The sequence below is a fragment of the Thermanaerothrix daxensis genome, from assembly GCF_001306145.1.
Taxonomy (GTDB): domain Bacteria; phylum Chloroflexota; class Anaerolineae; order Anaerolineales; family Anaerolineaceae; genus Thermanaerothrix; species Thermanaerothrix daxensis.
Map to the genome: position 1 here is coordinate 1,304,452 of NZ_LGKO01000002.1, position 18,316 is coordinate 1,322,767.

The window sequence follows — 18,316 nt, forward strand, 5'->3', positions numbered from 1 at the left end:
TGCAGTGGCGAAATGGAGGGAGGTATGGAAAAAGTGATTTATGCAAGCGATCCCGAAAAATCGGGGACGCGAGTGGGTGTTTCTGTCGTGCGTCAGATTGATGATTGGTTAAGTAGGATAAGAGACATAATAATTTCGGGGTTAGGGATGATTTTCCTTTCCCCGTTTTTCCTGCTTGTTGTGCTCATGATTCGGCGGGATTCTCCAGGCCCAATATTTTACAAGGGGCCACGAGTTGGAAAGAACGGGAGGGTCTTTAAGATTCTTAAGTTTCGCACAATGTACGAGCATCCCACCTCGTTCGAAGGCGCACGCGTGACTGCGAAAGATGATCCCAGAATCACCCCTCTGGGTCGTTTTTTGCGAGAGACCAAACTCAATGAATTGCCGCAATTGTGGAATGTGTTCATTGGGGATATGAGCCTAGTAGGGCCAAGACCAGAGGACCCCGATATTGCTGCCCGCTGGCCCGAAGATATTCGCCGCGAAATTCTTTCGGTGCGCCCGGGGATTACTAGCCCGGCTTCAGTGTTGTATCGCAATGAGGAGGAAATGCTCCAATCCCGTAATGTGATGGAGCGTTACCTCTGGGATATTCTACCCAGCAAGTTGCGGCTGGATCAGTTATACGTTCGCAACCGAAGCATTTGGACGGATTTTGATGTGCTGTTTTGGACAGCTGTCGTGTTACTTCCGCGCTTGAAGAATTATGTGGTTCCTGAACATCTGTTGTATTGGGGACCGTTGGCGCGTTTTCTAAATCGTTATCTGATCTGGTTCCTGGCTGATTTTGTGGTGGCTTTTTTTGCCATCGGCATTGCGGGGGTGTTGCGACGTCTTAGTGGTCCACTGGATTTGGGGATTGAACTTTCACTGGGAATTGCTTTTATCATCGCAATGATGTTTAGTCTGATCAATGCTCTGACGGGCATTAATCGGGTGGAGTGGTCACGGGCAGGTGCCTCTGAGGCGATTGATCTGGCAGTTTCTACAGGGTTGGTGACTCTGATTCTCTTTCTGATTAATCTCTTCTTGCCCAATGGCACTCTCTTACCTCCGATTGTTCTAGTTGCTGCGGGAATGTTTGCCTATATCGGTTTTGTTGCTGTTCGCTATCGAAATCGGGTGATCACAGGGCTAGCCGAACGATGGTTGCGCGTGCGAGGTGATCGGGTGAAGAGCCTTGGAGAGCGAGTGCTGATCGTTGGGGCAGGACAAACGGCACGATTCGGTTTGTGGTTACTCCGGAATGGAGATCTTTCAAAAGCGTTTACACTGGTCGGCTTTGTGGACGATAACCCCCGTAAGATCGGTGCCATGGTAGAAGGCCTGCCCGTTGTTGGGCGGACCGATCAGATTCCCGCCCTTGTTCAAAAACACGATGTGGGTTTGATCCTATTTGCTATCAGCGATATTCGACCAGACCATAGCGAACGCATTTTGACGTTATGTCGTCAGCCAGGAGTGCGTTTGATCATGATGCCGGAGGTCATGGATACTCTGAGAGCTCATTTCCCGGTGAGCGAACAAAGCCGTGAAGAGCTGGCGGAAAAAGTATTAAGAAACACACTTTATGATCGCCTTACTAATGTATATAACCAGCAGCATTTTATGCGTTTACTTGAGCGCGAGGCACAACGCGCTCAACGTTACCACAACCCGCTTTCTCTGATAATTTTCAAAGTCTCGTATCCCTGGCCTGATGAAGCTACCCGGGCTGCTTCGGTAACGGCTCAGATCCTGAAGGCAGTTGCTGAACGCACCTTGCGGGATATTCGTGAGGTAGATGCCATAGGACGATTGGAGGAAAGTGTTTTTGGGGTCCTTTTGCCTGAAACATCTATTGATGGAGCCAACCTTGTGGCGGAACGTTTACAGGTACGGTTGTGCAGCGCGCCAGTTTGGACTGACCGCGGCCCGATTAGCGTTGAAGTGGGAATGGGAGTGGCGTGTCTGGATGATGATGGCGGTCACGAGGGTGTTTTTGAGCGAGCCTATCAAGCCATGAAAATAGCAGTAAATGCGTGATTAACCTTCAAGAACAGATTGAGTTCAACTTTAGGAGAAGTTTCATTGATGACAACGGAAAAGGTGTTAACGGGGAAGCGTGTCCTGGTAACTGGAGCGGCGGGATTTATAGGGAGTCATCTGGTTGAGCGCTTGCAGAATCTCGGCGCCCAGGTACGCGCATTTGTGCGTTATACCTCGCGCGGTGATGAGGGTTGGCTGAATACACTCTCTGCGGAGCATAAGCGAGGATTAGAGATTGTCTTTGGAGATTTGCGTGATCCCAATGCAGTGCGTCGGGCAGTGGCTGACACACACATAGTATTCCATCTGGGAGCCTTGATCTCAATCCCTTACTCATATTTACATCCCTATGAGGTAGCCGAGGTCAACCTTATGGGCACCCTTAATGTATTAATGGCTGTGCGAGACCTGGGGGTAGAACGATTGATCCATACATCCAGCAGTGAGGTGTATGGTTCAGCCCGTTATGTGCCAATTGATGAGAACCACCCATTGCAAGGGCAATCTCCATATTCTGCCAGTAAAATCGGCGCTGATATGTTGGCAGAAAGCTTTTACCGGGCTTACAACGTCCCAGTAGTGACCGTGCGACCCTTTAATACATATGGTCCTCGTCAGTCAGCACGCGCAGTTATTCCCGCGATCATCACCCAAGCGCTGGCGGGGGAAATCATCCGGTTAGGCAATCTCTCTACGCGGCGGGATTTTACTTATGTGAGTGATACGGTGGAGGGGTTTGTCTTGGCGGCAAGTGTGCCGGGAATTGAAGGAAGTGTTCTAAATTTGGGGTCCAATCAAGAGATTTCGATTGGTGACTTGTGTCAGTTAATTCTGGCTAAAACAGGAAATTTAGCCCGAGTTGAGCAAGAGGAACAGCGTTTACGCCCTGAGAAATCTGAGGTGGTTCGGCTACTCTCAGATAATCGCCAGGCGCGCAAATGCCTGGGTTGGGAACCCAAAGTGTCTCTTGAGGAGGGTTTAGATCTAACTATTGAGTGGATTCGAGCCAACTTGCATCGTTTTCGAGTTGGCTATTATGAGATCTGACTAGACTACGAACCTGAACGGGAAGGAGAAAACTATGAAGGCCGTGATTTTAGCGGGTGGGAAAGGGACTCGCCTGGCGCCTTACACGAAAATACTCCCCAAACCCCTGATGCCTGTTGGTGAAATGCCCATTTTGGAGGTTATTGTGCGCCAATTGCGCTGTGCGGGGATTGATGAGATTATTTTGACTGTAGGGCATTTGGCTGAACTGTTGCGAGCATTTTTTGGTGATGGTAGTCATTTCGGTCTCAAGATACGCTACAGTTATGAGGATCAGCCCCTGGGAACTGCGGGTCCCCTAGCATTGGTAGAAGGGCTTGACGAGACTTTTCTGGTGATGAATGGTGACGTACTGACCGACTTGAATGTACGAGAACTTGTGCAGTATCACAAGGAAATGGGTGCCAGCGCTACGATTGCCATGCACCAGCGGAAAGTGAAGGTTGATTTGGGAGTCATTCTATGCGATGGCGGTTCCCGTGTGGTTGGTTATATTGAAAAACCCACCTATGATTATCAGGTCAGCATGGGGATCTACGTGTTTGAGCCCAGGGTATTGAATTTCATTCCCAGAGGAAAGTACCTGGATTTTCCTAACCTAGTGCACAAACTTCTGGGTGAAGGAGAAAAAGTAGTGGGGTACCTGTTCAATGGGTACTGGCAGGATCTTGGTCGGCCTGACGACTATGAGCAGGCGACTGAAGATTTTAATAATTTCCGCGAAAAATTTTTACCGGAGATGATGGGATGAGTATTTGGCGAATACCTTTGGCTGATATTGATTTGGGGGAAGAAGAGAAGGCAGCAGTCACCGCTGTACTTGAACGTCGGTGGCTAACTATGGGGGAAGAAACACAGCAGTTCGAGCAAGAATTTGCAGATTTTGTTGGGGCTACCTATGCTTACGCGGTGAGTAATTGTACGGTAGCGCTTCATCTCGCTTGTCTGGCATTAGACCTTGGGCCAGGTGATGAGGTATTGGTCCCCTCGTTAACCTTTGTTGCCACCGCTGCTGCAGTACGTTATGTAGGAGCAACTCCCCGTTTTGTGGAGATTACCTCGGAAGATGACTTAACAATCTCTCCCCAGGCTTTAGTGGATCGAATTACACCACGAACTCGTGCCATTATCGTAATGCACTATGGTGGTTACATGTGTGACATGCCATCAATCCTGGAAATTGCGCGAAAGAACAATCTCTTTGTAATTGAGGATGCTGCTCATGCTCCAGGAGCAAGTCTGAACGGGCAAAAGGCAGGGGTATGGGGAGATGTAGGGTGCTTCTCTTTCTTTTCAAACAAGAATCTCTCAACAGGTGAGGGTGGGATGATCACCACGCATCGCCAGGATATCGCTGAAAAAATCCGTATATTGCGTTCTCACGGGATGACCGCTCTAACCTGGGACCGCCATCAGGGGCATGCCTGGAGTTATGATGTGGTGACATTGGGGTACAACTACCGCCTGGATGAGTTGCGATCGACCATTGGACGAGTGCAATTACGCAAGTTAGAGGCTAATAACCGACGCCGCGAGGCGCTGGTGGATTATTACCGGCAACGGCTCCGAAAGGAAGTCCCAGAAGTAAGTATACCTTTTAGTGAGCATCCTGGGCGGTCGGCCTATCATCTGATGCCTGCCTTGTTACCTTTAGGGGTTTCTCGGGTGGAATTTATGGAGGCAATGAAGCGTCGGGGAATTCAAACCAGCGTTCATTACCCTCCAGTTCATAAATTCAGTGCTTACCAGGGGATTGCTCTTTTTCATGGGGGAGGCTTGCCATTAACAGAGAGTGTGGCCCAGCGGGAGGTCACACTACCCCTCTATCCCATGCTTACCGAAACGCAGGTAGACGAAGTTGTGTTGGCGGTTCGTGAAGCATTGTTAGAAATCCAGCCCGTCTAAACAATCCATTCCTTTCCATTTCAAAAAGAAAGAAGGACTAAATGCAACCACGAGACTATTTAGTCTTAATTCGACGTTGGCTTTGGTTGTTAGGTGTTGGAATTTTCGTAGGAGCATTGGGAGGCTTGGTTTTCAGTCTTTTGCAAAAGCCCATCTATCAGGCCTCAACTAAGGTTATGGTTTTAGGGGTTCCTCAAAGCAACCTTAGCGACATTCTGAATCAGAACAGTGAACTTCTCTCCCAAACCTTTACAGAGTTGTTAGTCACGCGTCCGGTATTGGAAGCGGCTTCCGAACGATTGGGTTATTACATCAACAGCAGCCAGGTGCGTGTTCAGCAGGTTAGAGGTGCACAACTCATTCAAATTATCGTAGAGGATAGTATCCCCGAAAAAGCGGCTGAAATTGCCAATACGCTGGTGACGGTATTCCTTGAGCAAAACGCAAAAATTCAGTCAAGCCGATTTTCGGCTTCAGAGGAGAGCCTTCAAGCGCAAATTCAGCAAGTGGAGGCTCAGATTGCTGATTTACAAAGGCAATTGGCTCAAACCTCGGAGCAGTCCAATGAAAAACGTATCCAAGATGTGACGAATATCATTTCGGGATTGCAGAGCGAAATTAACCAATTGCAGGCAGATATCGTGCGCATTGAAGCAGAGCGTGACCCCATTCTAGGGGTAAATTCCTTGGGGCAGCCAGCACGCGTGACACCAACTCTGACCGTTGACCAGCAAATTGAACTAACGCAAAAGCGCAGCCGTCTGGATGAATTAAGATCTTTGTTGAGCATCTATCAGCAAATTTACGTCAACCTGACTTTCTCCCCCTCTAATCAAGGTAATTCAAACAGCACAAATAGCCAACTTCAAGCAGCTCTGGTGCTTTACCAGCAAATCTATGCTAACCTGCTTAGCAACTACGAGGCTATTCGTTTGGCTCGACTGCAAAGTACGCCAGAAGTGGTCCAGGTTGAGGAGGCCCGTGTTCCATCTCGACCTGTTCGGCCTCAAACCACGACAAATGTGTTATTGGGGGGAATTTTGGGATTGGTGTTGGCAGCGGGTATCGTTTTCGTGGTTGAGTATTTGGACGACTCTATACGGAACGGGGAGACGGTAACTCGTGTTTTGGAATTGCCGGTTTTGGGCTACATTAACGAGATAAATGGGAAGACTCCCTATGAGGATTATCCGCCTCACGTCATTGCCCAGCCGCGTTCACTTATCACAGAGGCTTTTCGCTCCATTCGCACTAATTTAGAGTTTGTAGAGATTGACCGTCCCTTGAAAACTTTACTGGTTGGCAGTCCAAGCCCTGATGAAGGGAAGACGACCATAGCGGTCAACCTGGCTATTGTGATAGCGCAGGCCGGTAAGCGCGTATTGCTGATTGATACGGATATGCGCAGACCTCAGATACATGAACGTTTACGCCTACCTAACCGATTCGGATTAAGCGATATCTTGCGTGAGCATGGAAGTTTGGATGAAAGTCTGCATCATCTAGCCACGGAGGGGATTGATGTTATCACTAGTGGAATCTTACCCCCTAATCCGGCAGAGGTGCTTTCTTCGGAACGTATGGCGAAACTGATGGAGGAAGTCGCACAACGATACGACAAGGTTATTTTGGATGGACCGCCGTTCTTAATCTCGGACGCTATTGTGCTAGCATCGCGTGTGGATGGAGTTCTATTGGTTCTTCGTGCGCGCAACACTTCCCAAAGCGTTGCTCTAGAGGTTTTAGATCAATTGGACCGGGTTAAAGCCAGAGTGGTGGGGGCAGTGCTCAATCGCGTTCAGGATACCACTTCCAACCATTATTACCGCAGTTTGAAATCCTATACCTACGTATCCAAAGAAACTGATGAATTGACGCTTCTGGAAAATTAGTTGTGTATGGCGGAAGGATGCCCCAATGCCCCAGCCTATTTGCCCTTACCTTGGGCTGAAGCAAGACCCAAACACAGTTTTAGAGTTCCCCAGCGAACGGAACTACTGTCATCATGCCCGACCAGTGGCTCCGGTCAACCTGAGGCATCAGCGTCTGACGTGCCTCACCGACCGATATGTCAACTGCCCGGTTTATCAACAGTCAAATCCTCAGACGTTACCTGAGAATTTGACGTTGCCCAGTTTTCAGCGGGCACGTCAGCGGCGTACTATGCTGGTGCTCTTCTTTCTCCTTGCTTTGGGCGGGTTGGCGGTGGGAATTCTGGGCACAATGAATGCGACTGAAAAGCGAGAAGAAGTTTCTCAGAGTAGAAGTTTATTAGGTAATGCTGGCGGGACTCAGGATCTATTGTTGCTGACTCAGGCGTTGAATTTGACCGAGAGAGCCGTTTCTACGTCCATCACTGCGACCTTGGGCCCTGAACAACCTACGGATTGTGTACCCCCAGAGGGATGGATCGAATATCAAGTCAAACCCACTGACTCACTCTTGCGATTGAGTTTGCTTTATCGCACCAGCATAGAAGCCCTGCAGACCGCAAATTGTCTGGGCGATCGCATGTTGATTCAGCCCGGCCAAACGCTTTTTGTACCTCCATCGCCCACCCCATCAGCAACCCCTACGCGCGCACCAACACGGACGCGTGTCCCAAGTTCGATCGGAATGCCCACTTCGCCGCCACAAAGTGGAAACAACCCCTCGCCACCAACCGCAACGTCCACATTCACCTTCCCCACAAGCACACCCCAACCCACGGCAACCCCGATCCCTCCAACAGCCACGCCCTTGCCTACTTCAACACGAACCCTTCCACCTCCTCCTACCCAGCCTACTCCAACGCCCTTTGTTCCTCCTACCCCTACATTACCCAACACCCCTGAACCCACATACACCTCTGAAGTGCCATCTGTTACCCCATAATCTTCCCTTATCTTCTTGCGTTTGACAGGAGTTCCCTATGTATGGATTAGAATTGAGACGCCTGGTTGGGGCGCTTTCGGTGATAGGTTTGTTTATCATAATGAGTGTATCTACCGGGAGGGCACAAGGGGCTTGGCGGTTTCCCCTCGTGGAGGCTCAAAGCGTGGGACCGGATGTGTGGTTCATGAGTCTGCAGACAGATGAAAATCTTAACACCCCTCCAGTTGCGTATGATGATACTTACAGCGTTGAGGAGGACATTCGCTTAATCATTGAGGCCCCTGGTGTATTAGGCAATGACAGTGATCCGGAGGGGGATACACTCCGTGCGATTAAGGTAAGCGATCCCGCTCATGGCACCCTGGTGCTGAATGCAGATGGGAGTTTCACCTACACCCCCAACCTCAATTACTTTGGGGGGGATACTTTCACCTATCGCGCCAACGATGGGCAGGGGGATAGTGACGTAGCCACGGTGAGTATTACGGTTATTCCGGTAAATGACCCGCCGGCAGCGAGCTCGCAAGCGGTGACCACAGCCGAGGATACAAGTGTGGAGATCACCCTGACAGCAAGCGATATGGATGGGGACAGTCTGACCTACGTTGTTGTGAGTGGACCTACGCATGGGACGCTGAGCGGTTTGATGCCTGTCTTGACCTATACGCCGACAGAGAACTACCATGGCACGGATGCCTTTACCTTCAAGGTTAGTGACGGGCAGGTGGATAGCAACGTTGCCACGGTGAGTATTACGATTACCCCGGTAAATGACCCGCCAGTAGCGAACAATGATACTTACAGCATCATCGAGGATAGTGTTCTGAATGTTGTGGTACCTGGGGTGCTGCAAAATGATTTGGATGTAGATGGAGATGCTTTGACAGTTCAGTTGGAGAGTGGTGTGTCTCATGGCACCCTGACGTTAAGTGCAAATGGCAGTTTTGTCTACACCCCAGGTCTCAACTACTATGGGACGGACACCTTTACCTATCGTGCTTATGATGGGCAGGCTTATTCAGGGATTGCAAATGTAACCATCAATGTGATTGGAAGTAATGATCCGCCAGTGGCTGTCAATGATGCCTATTCAATGCCAGAAGATAATGTCTTAACAGTCCTTACCCCTGGTGTATTAGGCAATGACAGTGATCCGGAGGGGGATACACTCCGTGCGATTAAGGTAAGCGATCCCGCTCATGGCACCCTGGTGCTGAATGCAGATGGGAGTTTCACCTACACCCCCAACCTCAATTACTTTGGGGGGGATACTTTCACCTATCGCGCCAACGATGGGCAGGGGGATAGTGACGTAGCCACGGTGAGTATTACGGTTATTCCGGTAAATGACCCGCCGGCAGCGAGCTCGCAAGCGGTGACCACAGCCGAGGATACAAGTGTGGAGATCACCCTGACAGCAAGCGATATGGATGGGGACAGTCTGACCTACGTTGTTGTGAGTGGACCTACGCATGGGACGCTGAGCGGTTTGATGCCTGTCTTGACCTATACGCCGACAGAGAACTACCATGGCACGGATGCCTTTACCTTCAAGGTTAGTGACGGGCAGGTGGATAGCAACGTTGCCACGGTGAGTATTACGATTACCCCGGTAAATGACCCGCCAATGGCTAATAATGATATTGGCTACCGTGCCAGCATCGCCGGGTTAATTGTTGCAGTACCCGGAGTATTATTGAATGATGTAGATGTAGATGGAGATGCTTTGACGGTTAGGTTGGAGAGTAATGTATCCCACGGCACCCTGACGCTGAACGCGGATGGTAGGTTTACCTACACCCCGAAGGCGGGTTATGTTGGAGTGGACACTTTTACCTATCGTGCCAATGACGGGCAGGTGGATAGCAATCTTGCCACGGTGACCATTGAAGTTGATGCAGTGCGCCCGAATCCCCCAGATTGGATTTCACCGGTTGGGAATGGGGGGACTTACATCATGAGGGAGAGTGCAGTAACCTTGGGGGTTGCAGTTACTGATACGGATATTACATCTGTGCGTTTTCTTTGGTATGATGAGGCGACTTCACAATACCGACCAATTGGGCAAGTTAATCAGCACCCCTACACCATTTCACTTAATTACGCGACTTTACCCTCCAATAAGGAAGTTCAGGTTTTTGCTGAAACCTGGGATAACTTTGGGAATGGGTCGTTGGATACTACGGACAGCAACACTTACGCCCAAACAGTGCGCCGCATTTTTATATTTACTACCAGTTTGCGCAATCAGATTTTCTTACCGCTTGTCTTTAGATAGAGGGGTTAGGGTATAATTGTGCACGTCCAACTATGCCTGCCATTGAGCGCCTCTCAATTGTTGTACCAGTATATAACGAAGAGGAGAACTTGCCCCTTTTACATCAGGCAATTCGATCTGCCATGGATGTCCTCCCTTGGCCATGGGAGGTCATTTTTGTCAATGATGGTAGTCAGGATGGCAGTGGGAAGGTTCTGGAAACTTTAGCCTTTACTGACCCGGTTCATGTTCGGGTGGTAGATCTGCGGCGTAATTTTGGGCAGACAGCAGCCATTGCTGCGGGCATTGATCATGCTACCGGGGATGTGATTGTGTTGATGGATGCGGATTTGCAAAATGATCCTGCAGATATTCCTATGATGTTGGAGAAAATCCAAGAGGGTTATGATGTGGTCAGTGGGTGGCGAGTTCATCGTCAGGATGCTTACCTGACCCGCACTTTACCATCGCGCATTGCAAATGAGTTAATTTCTTGGGTAACGGGGGTACGTCTGCATGATTATGGTTGTACGCTCAAAGCCTATCGACGTGAGGTGTTAACCGGTTTCAAACTTTACGGGGAGATGCACCGGTTTATTCCGGTTTATGCTCATGGAGTTGGAGCCAGGATCGTTGAAGTTCCAGTTTGCCATCACCCCCGGCGATTTGGGAAAGCCAAATATGGGCTTGAGCGCACCCTGAAAGTTATACTGGATCTTTTTACGGTCAAGTTCCTCAACAGTTATGCCAACAAACCAATTTATCTGTTTGGTGGCACTGGAGCGGTATTGATCGCCATCAGTGCACTTCTGCTGGTTTATCTATTTGTGCGACGCGTGTTCTTTGGGATTGGGGTATTGAGTTCACCGTTCTTTCAAATGGCGACTATGATCGGTATTTTAGGATTTCAATCTATCCTAATGGGGCTTATTGCTGAACTACTCGTGCGGACTTATCACGAATCTCAGGGAAAGCCTACCTATACGGTTCGACGGGTTATTCGAAATGGAGAGGAAGAACGAATTTCGATAAATTCCCACTAAGCTTGCGCTAAGACCTATGAGGAGCAAAAACAACCAACCTTACCGCCAATTCTGGATGTTCTCTTTATTGGCCTTAGGAGGTGTATATATCTGGGGATTTTTTAATTGGGCTCAGGCGATATCTCGCCTGGGCTTTTTCATTATCTCCTGGAAATGGCGTCTTTTTCTAGCGGGATGCATAGGCTTGGGACTAATATGGTTGGGGTTGGTTGCACTTGCCCTTTTGGGTAATTTGACGCCACCGATCCTTGTGCGGAAGGTAATCCGAACGCCGCTTATACGGGTGGTCGGTTTGCTTTTTTCTGTCTTATCGGCTGTTTTTCCTGTGGTGATGATAAGTGGATGGATTCCCAGAGCTGAGATTTGGGAATCTTTTCCTGCCCGATTAATGCTTTTGAGCGCCAGCGTGCTTCTAGGGGGAGTGGGGATCGCGAGTGTTTGGCCAGAACATGAAGGCTGGGCCAGTCTGGCCGCCAGTGCTTTGATCACTGGAGTGGGACTGATTTTACTCCAATATCTGCCGGGTATAAGTACTTACCCATTGTCTCTAGGGTGGTCGGAAACCAGCCGCTATTACTATGGATCGTTATTGTTTGCCAAGCAAATCTACGGGGTTTCAGTCCCCCTTTCGCCCCTCCATCCAGCACGCTATCTACTGCTAGCAATTCCGTTTGCCTGGGGTGATCTTCCGTTATGGGGGCACCGACTTTGGCAGGTTGCGCTGTGGCTAGGGATGAGCCTTATCGTTTCCATCGCTCTAGTGAAAAGGGTGCAAATTAAGGGATGGTTCTTTCGTGGTCTGGTCATGCTCTGGGGGGCTCTTTTCCTATTACAGGGCCCGGTTTACTATCACTTGCTCTTATGTGTGGTTCCAATTTTCCTGTTTTTTGATGTTCAAAAGCCGGTGCGTTCCTTGGTAATTGTGCTCCTGGCTTCATTTTGGGCAGGGCTCACTCGAGTTAACTGGTTTCCAGTGCCGGGTGCATTGGCAATCTTTTTGTGGTTGTTAGAAAGGCCTTTAGGTCGTCAATCCATATTCAAGTATTTAGGGTGGCCTGTGATTTATGGTATAGCGGGGTTGATCGTAGCCTTCATAGCACAGGCGTTTTATGTGATCCTTTCCAAGCAGCCAGCATGGATGTACCACTCTACATTCACCTCAGACTTGCTCTGGTACCGCCTGTTTCCCAGCCCAACTTACCCGGTGGGAATTATTCGTGGGATCATTTGGGTTTCCTTCCCCTTGGGGTTGCTTATCGGGGCTAACTTTATACGTAACTTTGCCAGAATAAATCTTTGGCGGTGGTTGGGGATAGCGGGGATATTGGGAATCTTCTTAGTGGGTGGGTTTGTCGTAAGTGTCAAAATTGGTGGGGGCAGCAACATTCACAATTTGGATGCTTTTCTGGTGTTTTTAATGACATTAGGGGGCTATTTTGCGGCTGGACGGATAGTGGCAGATAACGAACCGTTTGAGCGCTTGCATCCGGCTCCCATTCTTCTTTTGATTGCGCTGCTACCGGTGGGCTGGCACATGCATTTTTCACATCCTATGACCCTCTTGGATGAAAGAATTGCCTGGCAGGATGTTTCAGTGATTCGCCAGCGGGCTCAAGAGGTTGCCCAGCAAGGTGGTAGAGTTTTGTTCATTTCTCAACGTCATTTGTTGACCTTCGGTATGGTAACCGGGGTGCCCCTGGAACCCGACTACGAGTTGCTGGTATTGATGGAAATGGCCATGGCAAATAATCCTCGGTATCTGGAACGGTTTTATCGGGATTTAGAACACCAGCGATTTGACCTTATCATTGTTGGCCTCCCCAACACTCCGATCAAAGATCCAACCAGGGATGCCTTTGCTGAGGAGAATAACGCCTGGGTGGAGCGGGTGGTTAAACCCTTGTTAGAACATTACCGTGTAGCGCTTGTGTTACCTTCAGAGGTGGCTCTGATGGTACCGCGAACCAAGGATACAGAGGTTATACCCCCTCGTTCGATGGGATGGGCAGATTGGGTCAGCGTCTGTGGCAGATGACTGCTGTTTCATCATGATATGGGCATTTCCAATCTGGATGGTGTTGAAGTGCCCGGATGAGATCGGAATTGCCTGGAAAGATAACCCATTGGACTTGATAGTGCTTTAACCAGGCATCCCAGCCATTATCAAGTGTCAGAACACTTTCATAAATTCGCGTCAATTCCTCTCCGTAAAAGTCGGTTTGACCATCAATGAAAACTTGGTAATCAGGCCATAAACGATATAGTAGATAGCCTCCCCAGGTAAAGTAGTTCATCATATTGCCCTGAAGTGGTTCGGCCAATATCCATTCGGTGGCCTGGACTGGGAAGACACTCGGATCAAATTGGTTGCGTTGCTTGAAAGTGGGATTGGATAAAAGCATTACAATCAGCAGTAATGATCCTGCTGAAGCCCATATTGGGAACCTGATTTGCGCTTGTATAGCCCGAAAATGTTCTTCTATCGAATCCCAAAGGGAATTGGAAAGAGTTTTAGCGAGTAGTTCACTCAGGATCGGGGTCATCACCAAGGCATAGAGCGGGATATTGCGAGCACTTGTCAAGGCCATTGCTGTCCAACCCACTGCGAGCAGGCCCTTAGAGAGTGGAAAAGAGCCCTTTTGGGTCATGGATAACCCAAGTGAAAGCAAAAGCATTATTAGAAATGGCCAGGTGGCAGGACTGTGAAAATCGGGTGGAAGGTACTCTTGTGTATGGCTTACCAAGTAGCGATTGGTGACGAATCCGAGACTGGTTTCCCATAACCGTAAACCTGCCGGGTTGATGAGCGACACCACAAACAAGGCAATACCAAGGAGTGAAAGCATCATGAATTGGTTGCGTATAATAGGCGATTCTGTTCGGTGCCTGAGAAAATTCCAAAGAGCTTCAGTCCAATAAGCGAGAAAGCAAGCAAACCCAGCGATAAAAGCCCCGTGGGTATTGACCCAGATGAGCATAAGAAGCAAAGGTTTCCAGAAAGGTGAGGTAGGATCACGGTGCCATTTATCCAACAACCCCATCCATATCACTAAAAATAGGAGCGTGAACACGTGGGGACGTGCCAGGAAATGAAGGCTGGCGGCTGCCAAAGAAAGAATGCTCGTCCCTAATGAGACAAGAGGGCGCCGACTTAGCGCGAGCGATTGACGGAAGGCTAACCACCAAGTTATTGCAATAACCAGGCTCACTAAAACGACCACACCACTCAATCCTGCCCATTTATGGGGAAGTGCAAGGATAACCTGCGCTAGCCATTCATGAGGCGTGAGGGCGCGTCCATGGAGTGTGTGAGAGAAGAGGTCTTGGGTTGGTATGGTGTGGGAGGAGAGAATAAAGTTCCCAATGGTGAGATGACGTCCTAAATCGCCATCTTGGTTCAACAAGCGAGGGCCTAGAGCGGCCACTCCTGCGAAAGTGGCCAGAAACAGGATCTCGTCCAGTCCGGGTAAACCCAGGGGTATAGATGTCCGATGATCTTTTTTCTGCATTTTTCCTATTTTACGCCAACAAAGTTCGAGGAAGAAGGCAGGCTAAAATATAAGTGAGGGCCTAGGTTGTTTTATTTGTGGAGGCAAAATGTTGGGTTGGGCCATCATCTTAGGCTTTATTGCAGGAAGTTTGCCATTCTCGGTTTGGGTAGGTCATTTGTTATTAAAACGGGATATCCGCCAATTGGGGGATGGCAACCCTGGTGCCACCAATGTTTTTCGAGCCGGTAACTGGAAGGCTGGCATATTGGCCTTGTGTCTAGATTACATAAAAGGCCTTATTCCGGTAGCGACTGCTTATTGGGGAGGGGGGATTCGAGATGAGCGAATTATTTTAATCTTTATGGCCCCACTGCTTGGTCATCAATTCTCTCCATTTTTGAAGTTTAGAGGTGGTAAAGGGATTGCCACTACGTTTGGAGCATGGACAGGGCTAACCCTATGGGAAGGTCCGTGTATATTAGGATTGTTTTTGATATTTTTCTACTGGTTTCTTGATCAGGATGCGTGGTCGATTGTGCTTGGAATGACGGGGCTTCTTTTTTATTGGGTAATTCGGGGTACAAAGACTGAGGTCTATGGAGCAGCTTTGTTCAATCTTTGGTTTGTGCTCTGGACGCATCGTATGGCGCTTGGAGGTAAAATCCGTTTAAAGCGACACTACGGAATATTCAAAGGATTCATTTCGACAAGGTTATGACGCTGGAATACATTATACGGCCTTACTGCCCTAATGATCGAGAGGCGATATTTCGTATTGCCGGTGACACAGCCTATTTTGGAGAGCCCATTGAAGCCTACATGGAAGATCGTAGACTTTTCACCGATGCATTTTACACCTTTTACACTGATTATGAACCCGAACATGCGCGGGTAGCGGTCGCAGAGGATCAGGTTGTGGGATTCCTGGTAGGATGTACAGACCCTCATCGCTATCGTGGAGTCATGGGGCTGGAGATACTTCCGAAGGTGGGCGCTCGATTGTGGCGAGGGTACTATCAAATAGGGCCCAAAACTCGAAGATATCTGTGGGAGGTGTTCAAGGCATTCATAAAGGGTGAGTTACCAGGTGCTGATGAAACTCTTTATCCTGCCCATTTCCATATCAACATAGCCTCTCAGTGGCGTGGCTTTGGTATCGGCAAAACGCTGATAGTTACTTATTTGCAACAATTAATCGAATCGGGCGTACCGGGAGTTTATTTGCAAACCACCAGCCAAAACAAAACAGCCTGTCATCTCTATGAATCTATGGGGTTTCGTCTGTTAGGTTCAAAACGCACCCAAATGTGGCGTTGGTTAATTCAGGAGGATATAGAAAACCGCTGTTATGGACGAAGACTATAACAAGATCAGGACTGGTGATTTGACCAGTCCTGATCGTTTTTGCTAGAAGATAGTTTGATTGTTTACTGTTTTACGACTACATTGCTGGCCTGCAATCCTTTGGGTCCGCGCTCGATGGAAAATTCGACAACCTGACCTTCTTCCAGAGTGCGATACCCATCCCCACGAATGGCAGAGAAATGAACGAAAACGTCATTTCCACCTTCGCGAGAGATGAAGCCATAGCCCTTGCTTCCGTTGAACCATTTAACCGTGCCGATGTAACGTTCAGTCATGATATTTGTGTCTCCTTCAGACAAAAAATTGGTGTTAGGTGTTCAGCTAGTTCCATCGGAACGATCAAATAATTAGGCTCACGGAATTTCCGTGAGCCGCCTTTCTTATTCCGCGAACTTACTGGATTCCTTGGTTTTGTTTATATCATGTGAGAGTAGATGTGTCAAGGGTTGCGCAGAAACTCAATTGTAAAGATGGTATGCTAGAATCTAAAGAACCTTTGAGCCCTGTATGGAGTATGTTGGATGGAACGCACAGTCCCAAGCACGGCCTCCGAAGAAATTGCCCTTTATTTGCGCACCATCTATTCCTTGTTACGATCCACCGCAGAAGTGCAAATACGCTCTTTAGAGGAAGTGCATCTGGCTACTAATTCAACGCTTCATCCCGACGCACGTAAACCCACTCCCGATATATCTGCATTTATCTACAGCCTGTTACGCCTGCCAGACTGCATCTCAGAGGCGCGATCGGTTATTCTGGGGCAAAGTCTGTCGGTATTTTCGCGACACGGCTATTCCGATGTTGTTAGATGGCAACAGGTTTCTGCCCGCGCTCGACGTCGCAAGTGTTATTTTGATAACCGGGATACCCTAGCTTGCCTGATTGCCAGCCGCTCAGATATTGACGATTTGATTCCCACCCTCACTGCCTTCCAAATCGAATGGAATAAATTACATCATCTGTTGCAAAAACGTCCTATGAGTTCAAGTTGGGAGGCGTTTGTTGCTAACCCAGAAAATTCTCAAAGCCTAGCGGATTTGCTCCAAATTAGTACCGAAGATTTGGAGCGATTGCGCACTGTTTGGGGTTCTCGCTTCGCCCTAAACTTGCAACGCATTGCGCATCGTCCTTGCCACTTCAAGGTGCGCCTTTTGAGCGGCTCGTTAACGGAATATCGCCGTGCTACTCGGGCGTGGTGGGAAAATATCCTCCATGCGTGCCCTGATCTTTTAGAGCGGCCTGTTTATTTTATCTCAAGCAATACTCACAGCGTGGCCAATCTACTTTCCGGATATGCGCTTCACAAAAAAGATGAATTAATTCGCTTTTTAAAGCATGAACGCTATTCAGATTGGTTAGAAGAGTGGCAAGGAATCGAAGAAAGGCGTGTGCCTTCTAGTGAGGAGAATTTTTTATACTACATCCTGAAAAAATACCAGCAAACATCGCGTGGCCGATACACTCTCAACGAGCAATTGGAATTCGAGATAACACATGGGATCCATCGTATCCCTAGCGAACATTATTTTGATATTGAAGCCCAGGTCATCCAACTCTCGTCACTTCATGGGGAAGATCTTGACCCGCGCATCCGATTAGGAAACATGAACTTTTTGGCCGAAAGCGATGCTTTGATCTTGAATATTGACTATCCACTTGGTCTAGCGGCTTATAACTTATTGAGCATCATTGCGGAGTACATCGAACCTGTGCTGGGGGTATACATAATGGGTAAGGCTGCTACCCTTAATGGGCGGCTTGGAGATGTAATGATTCCAAGTGTTGTTCAAGATGAACATTCGCAGAATACATATCTTTTTCAAAATTGCTTTAGCGCTTCAGATGTGGCGCCATATCTCCATTACGGCACGGTCTTGGATAACCAAAAAGCAGTCAGTGTGTTTGGAACCTTTTTACAAAACTCGCGAATTATGGATGTGGTTTACCGGGAGGGCTATACAGACATTGAAATGGAAGCCGGCCCGTACCTTTCGGCCGTTTATGAGATGTCGCGCCCCAAGCGCCACCCAGTCAATGAAATTGTGACCCTCTATAACTTGCCCTTTGATGTTGGGATTTTGCATTACGCCTCTGATACCCCCTTAAGTAAGGGGAAAAATTTGGGGGCTGGTACCCTTTCCTATTTCGGAATGGATTCAACCTATGCCACAACTATCGCTATCTTAAGGCGCATTTTTGCTAACGAGCGTTCTCGCATTCGCTCATGACCTCACAGTTGCAAAAACGCAACAAGAGTGGCCTTGGCTTAGAGGCCACTCTTGTTGTTTTTTATGGATCTCCTA

14 protein-coding genes are annotated in these 18,316 nt (G+C 48.6%); 12 read left to right on the forward strand and 2 right to left on the reverse strand.

What is annotated here, in order from left to right; genetic code table 11:
* Positions 1-24: 24 nt before the first annotated feature.
* The 9 genes from SE15_RS14095 (at position 25) to SE15_RS06345 (ending at position 13,192) form a co-directional block, all read left to right on the forward strand.
* Complete coding sequence (locus SE15_RS14095) at positions 25-2,028, forward strand: sugar transferase (RefSeq protein WP_083461746.1); 2,004 nt, start codon at positions 25-27, stop codon at positions 2,026-2,028.
* 48 nt (positions 2,029-2,076) lie between these two features.
* On the forward strand, positions 2,077-3,078 hold the full coding sequence (locus tag SE15_RS06310; RefSeq protein WP_054521224.1) for a GDP-mannose 4,6-dehydratase: 1,002 nt from the start codon (positions 2,077-2,079) through the stop codon (positions 3,076-3,078).
* 34 nt (positions 3,079-3,112) lie between these two features.
* Complete coding sequence (locus SE15_RS06315; RefSeq protein WP_054521225.1) at positions 3,113-3,829, forward strand: nucleotidyltransferase family protein; 717 nt, start codon at positions 3,113-3,115, stop codon at positions 3,827-3,829.
* The gene (locus SE15_RS06320; RefSeq protein WP_054521226.1) at positions 3,826-4,983 is read left to right on the forward strand and encodes a DegT/DnrJ/EryC1/StrS family aminotransferase; all 1,158 of its coding nucleotides are present in this window, start codon (positions 3,826-3,828) and stop codon (positions 4,981-4,983) included. Before SE15_RS06315 ends, SE15_RS06320 begins: the two co-directional genes overlap by 4 nt.
* Before the next feature lie 41 nt (positions 4,984-5,024).
* Entirely contained in the window at positions 5,025-6,875 is a 1,851-nt protein-coding gene (locus SE15_RS06325) for a polysaccharide biosynthesis tyrosine autokinase (protein WP_054521227.1), read from the forward strand.
* Between the two features lie 25 nt (positions 6,876-6,900).
* Positions 6,901-7,857 carry a LysM peptidoglycan-binding domain-containing protein gene (locus SE15_RS14330; RefSeq protein ID WP_152965549.1) on the forward strand — a complete coding sequence of 319 codons (957 nt, stop codon included), beginning with the start codon at positions 6,901-6,903 and terminating at the stop codon, positions 7,855-7,857.
* A 184-nt stretch (positions 7,858-8,041) separates the two neighbouring features.
* Positions 8,042-10,135 (forward strand): cadherin-like domain-containing protein, encoded by a 2,094-nt coding sequence (locus SE15_RS06335; RefSeq protein WP_160316676.1) that lies wholly within the window; start codon positions 8,042-8,044, stop codon positions 10,133-10,135.
* 32 nt (positions 10,136-10,167) lie between these two features.
* Positions 10,168-11,157, forward strand: coding sequence for a glycosyltransferase family 2 protein (locus SE15_RS06340; RefSeq protein WP_054521230.1), 990 nt, complete (start codon positions 10,168-10,170; stop codon positions 11,155-11,157).
* Between the two features lie 394 nt (positions 11,158-11,551).
* On the forward strand, positions 11,552-13,192 hold the full coding sequence (locus tag SE15_RS06345) for a hypothetical protein (protein WP_152965550.1): 1,641 nt from the start codon (positions 11,552-11,554) through the stop codon (positions 13,190-13,192).
* On the opposite strand, the gene SE15_RS06350 is transcribed toward SE15_RS06345, so the two are convergent.
* The gene (locus SE15_RS06350; protein WP_152965551.1) at positions 13,173-14,378 is read right to left on the reverse strand and encodes a hypothetical protein; all 1,206 of its coding nucleotides are present in this window, start codon (positions 14,376-14,378) and stop codon (positions 13,173-13,175) included. The genes SE15_RS06345 and SE15_RS06350 overlap by 20 nt on opposite strands.
* Positions 14,379-14,754: 376 nt before the next feature.
* Here SE15_RS06350 and SE15_RS06355 point away from each other — a divergent pair, with 376 nt between their 5' ends.
* Together SE15_RS06355 and SE15_RS06360 are read left to right on the forward strand one after the other, a co-directional pair.
* On the forward strand, positions 14,755-15,366 hold the full coding sequence (locus SE15_RS06355) for a glycerol-3-phosphate acyltransferase (protein WP_054521233.1): 612 nt from the start codon (positions 14,755-14,757) through the stop codon (positions 15,364-15,366).
* A complete protein-coding gene (locus tag SE15_RS06360) occupies positions 15,363-16,013 on the forward strand; it encodes a GNAT family N-acetyltransferase (RefSeq protein ID WP_054521234.1) in 651 nt (216 codons plus the stop codon). Before SE15_RS06355 ends, SE15_RS06360 begins: the two co-directional genes overlap by 4 nt.
* A 62-nt stretch (positions 16,014-16,075) precedes the next feature.
* Here the strand turns inward: SE15_RS06360 and SE15_RS06365 are convergent, their stop codons facing one another.
* Complete coding sequence (locus SE15_RS06365) at positions 16,076-16,288, reverse strand: cold-shock protein (protein ID WP_054521235.1); 213 nt, start codon at positions 16,286-16,288, stop codon at positions 16,076-16,078.
* A 246-nt stretch (positions 16,289-16,534) separates the two neighbouring features.
* Here SE15_RS06365 and SE15_RS06370 point away from each other — a divergent pair, with 246 nt between their 5' ends.
* A complete protein-coding gene (locus SE15_RS06370) occupies positions 16,535-18,241 on the forward strand; it encodes a DUF6909 family protein (protein ID WP_054521236.1) in 1,707 nt (568 codons plus the stop codon).
* Positions 18,242-18,316 lie beyond the last annotated feature (75 nt).

What these genes read in the sequence shown, in the direction of transcription:
- SE15_RS06340 (WP_054521230.1), top strand. Translation starts at nt 10,168, where the DNA reads ATGCCTGCCATTGAGCGCCTCTCAATTGTTGTACCAGTATATAACGAA.
- SE15_RS06360 (WP_054521234.1), top strand. Translation starts at nt 15,363, where the DNA reads ATGACGCTGGAATACATTATACGGCCTTACTGCCCTAATGATCGAGAG.
- SE15_RS06355 (WP_054521233.1), top strand. Translation starts at nt 14,755, where the DNA reads ATGTTGGGTTGGGCCATCATCTTAGGCTTTATTGCAGGAAGTTTGCCA.
- SE15_RS06315 (WP_054521225.1), top strand. Translation starts at nt 3,113, where the DNA reads ATGAAGGCCGTGATTTTAGCGGGTGGGAAAGGGACTCGCCTGGCGCCT.
- SE15_RS06320 (WP_054521226.1), top strand. Translation starts at nt 3,826, where the DNA reads ATGAGTATTTGGCGAATACCTTTGGCTGATATTGATTTGGGGGAAGAA.
- SE15_RS14095 (WP_083461746.1), top strand. Translation starts at nt 25, where the DNA reads ATGGAAAAAGTGATTTATGCAAGCGATCCCGAAAAATCGGGGACGCGA.
- SE15_RS06335 (WP_160316676.1), top strand. Translation starts at nt 8,042, where the DNA reads ATGAGTCTGCAGACAGATGAAAATCTTAACACCCCTCCAGTTGCGTAT.
- SE15_RS06325 (WP_054521227.1), top strand. Translation starts at nt 5,025, where the DNA reads ATGCAACCACGAGACTATTTAGTCTTAATTCGACGTTGGCTTTGGTTG.
- SE15_RS06365 (WP_054521235.1), bottom strand. Translation starts at nt 16,288, where the DNA reads ATGACTGAACGTTACATCGGCACGGTTAAATGGTTCAACGGAAGCAAG.
- SE15_RS06310 (WP_054521224.1), top strand. Translation starts at nt 2,077, where the DNA reads ATGACAACGGAAAAGGTGTTAACGGGGAAGCGTGTCCTGGTAACTGGA.
- SE15_RS14330 (WP_152965549.1), top strand. Translation starts at nt 6,901, where the DNA reads ATGCCCCAGCCTATTTGCCCTTACCTTGGGCTGAAGCAAGACCCAAAC.
- SE15_RS06370 (WP_054521236.1), top strand. Translation starts at nt 16,535, where the DNA reads ATGGAACGCACAGTCCCAAGCACGGCCTCCGAAGAAATTGCCCTTTAT.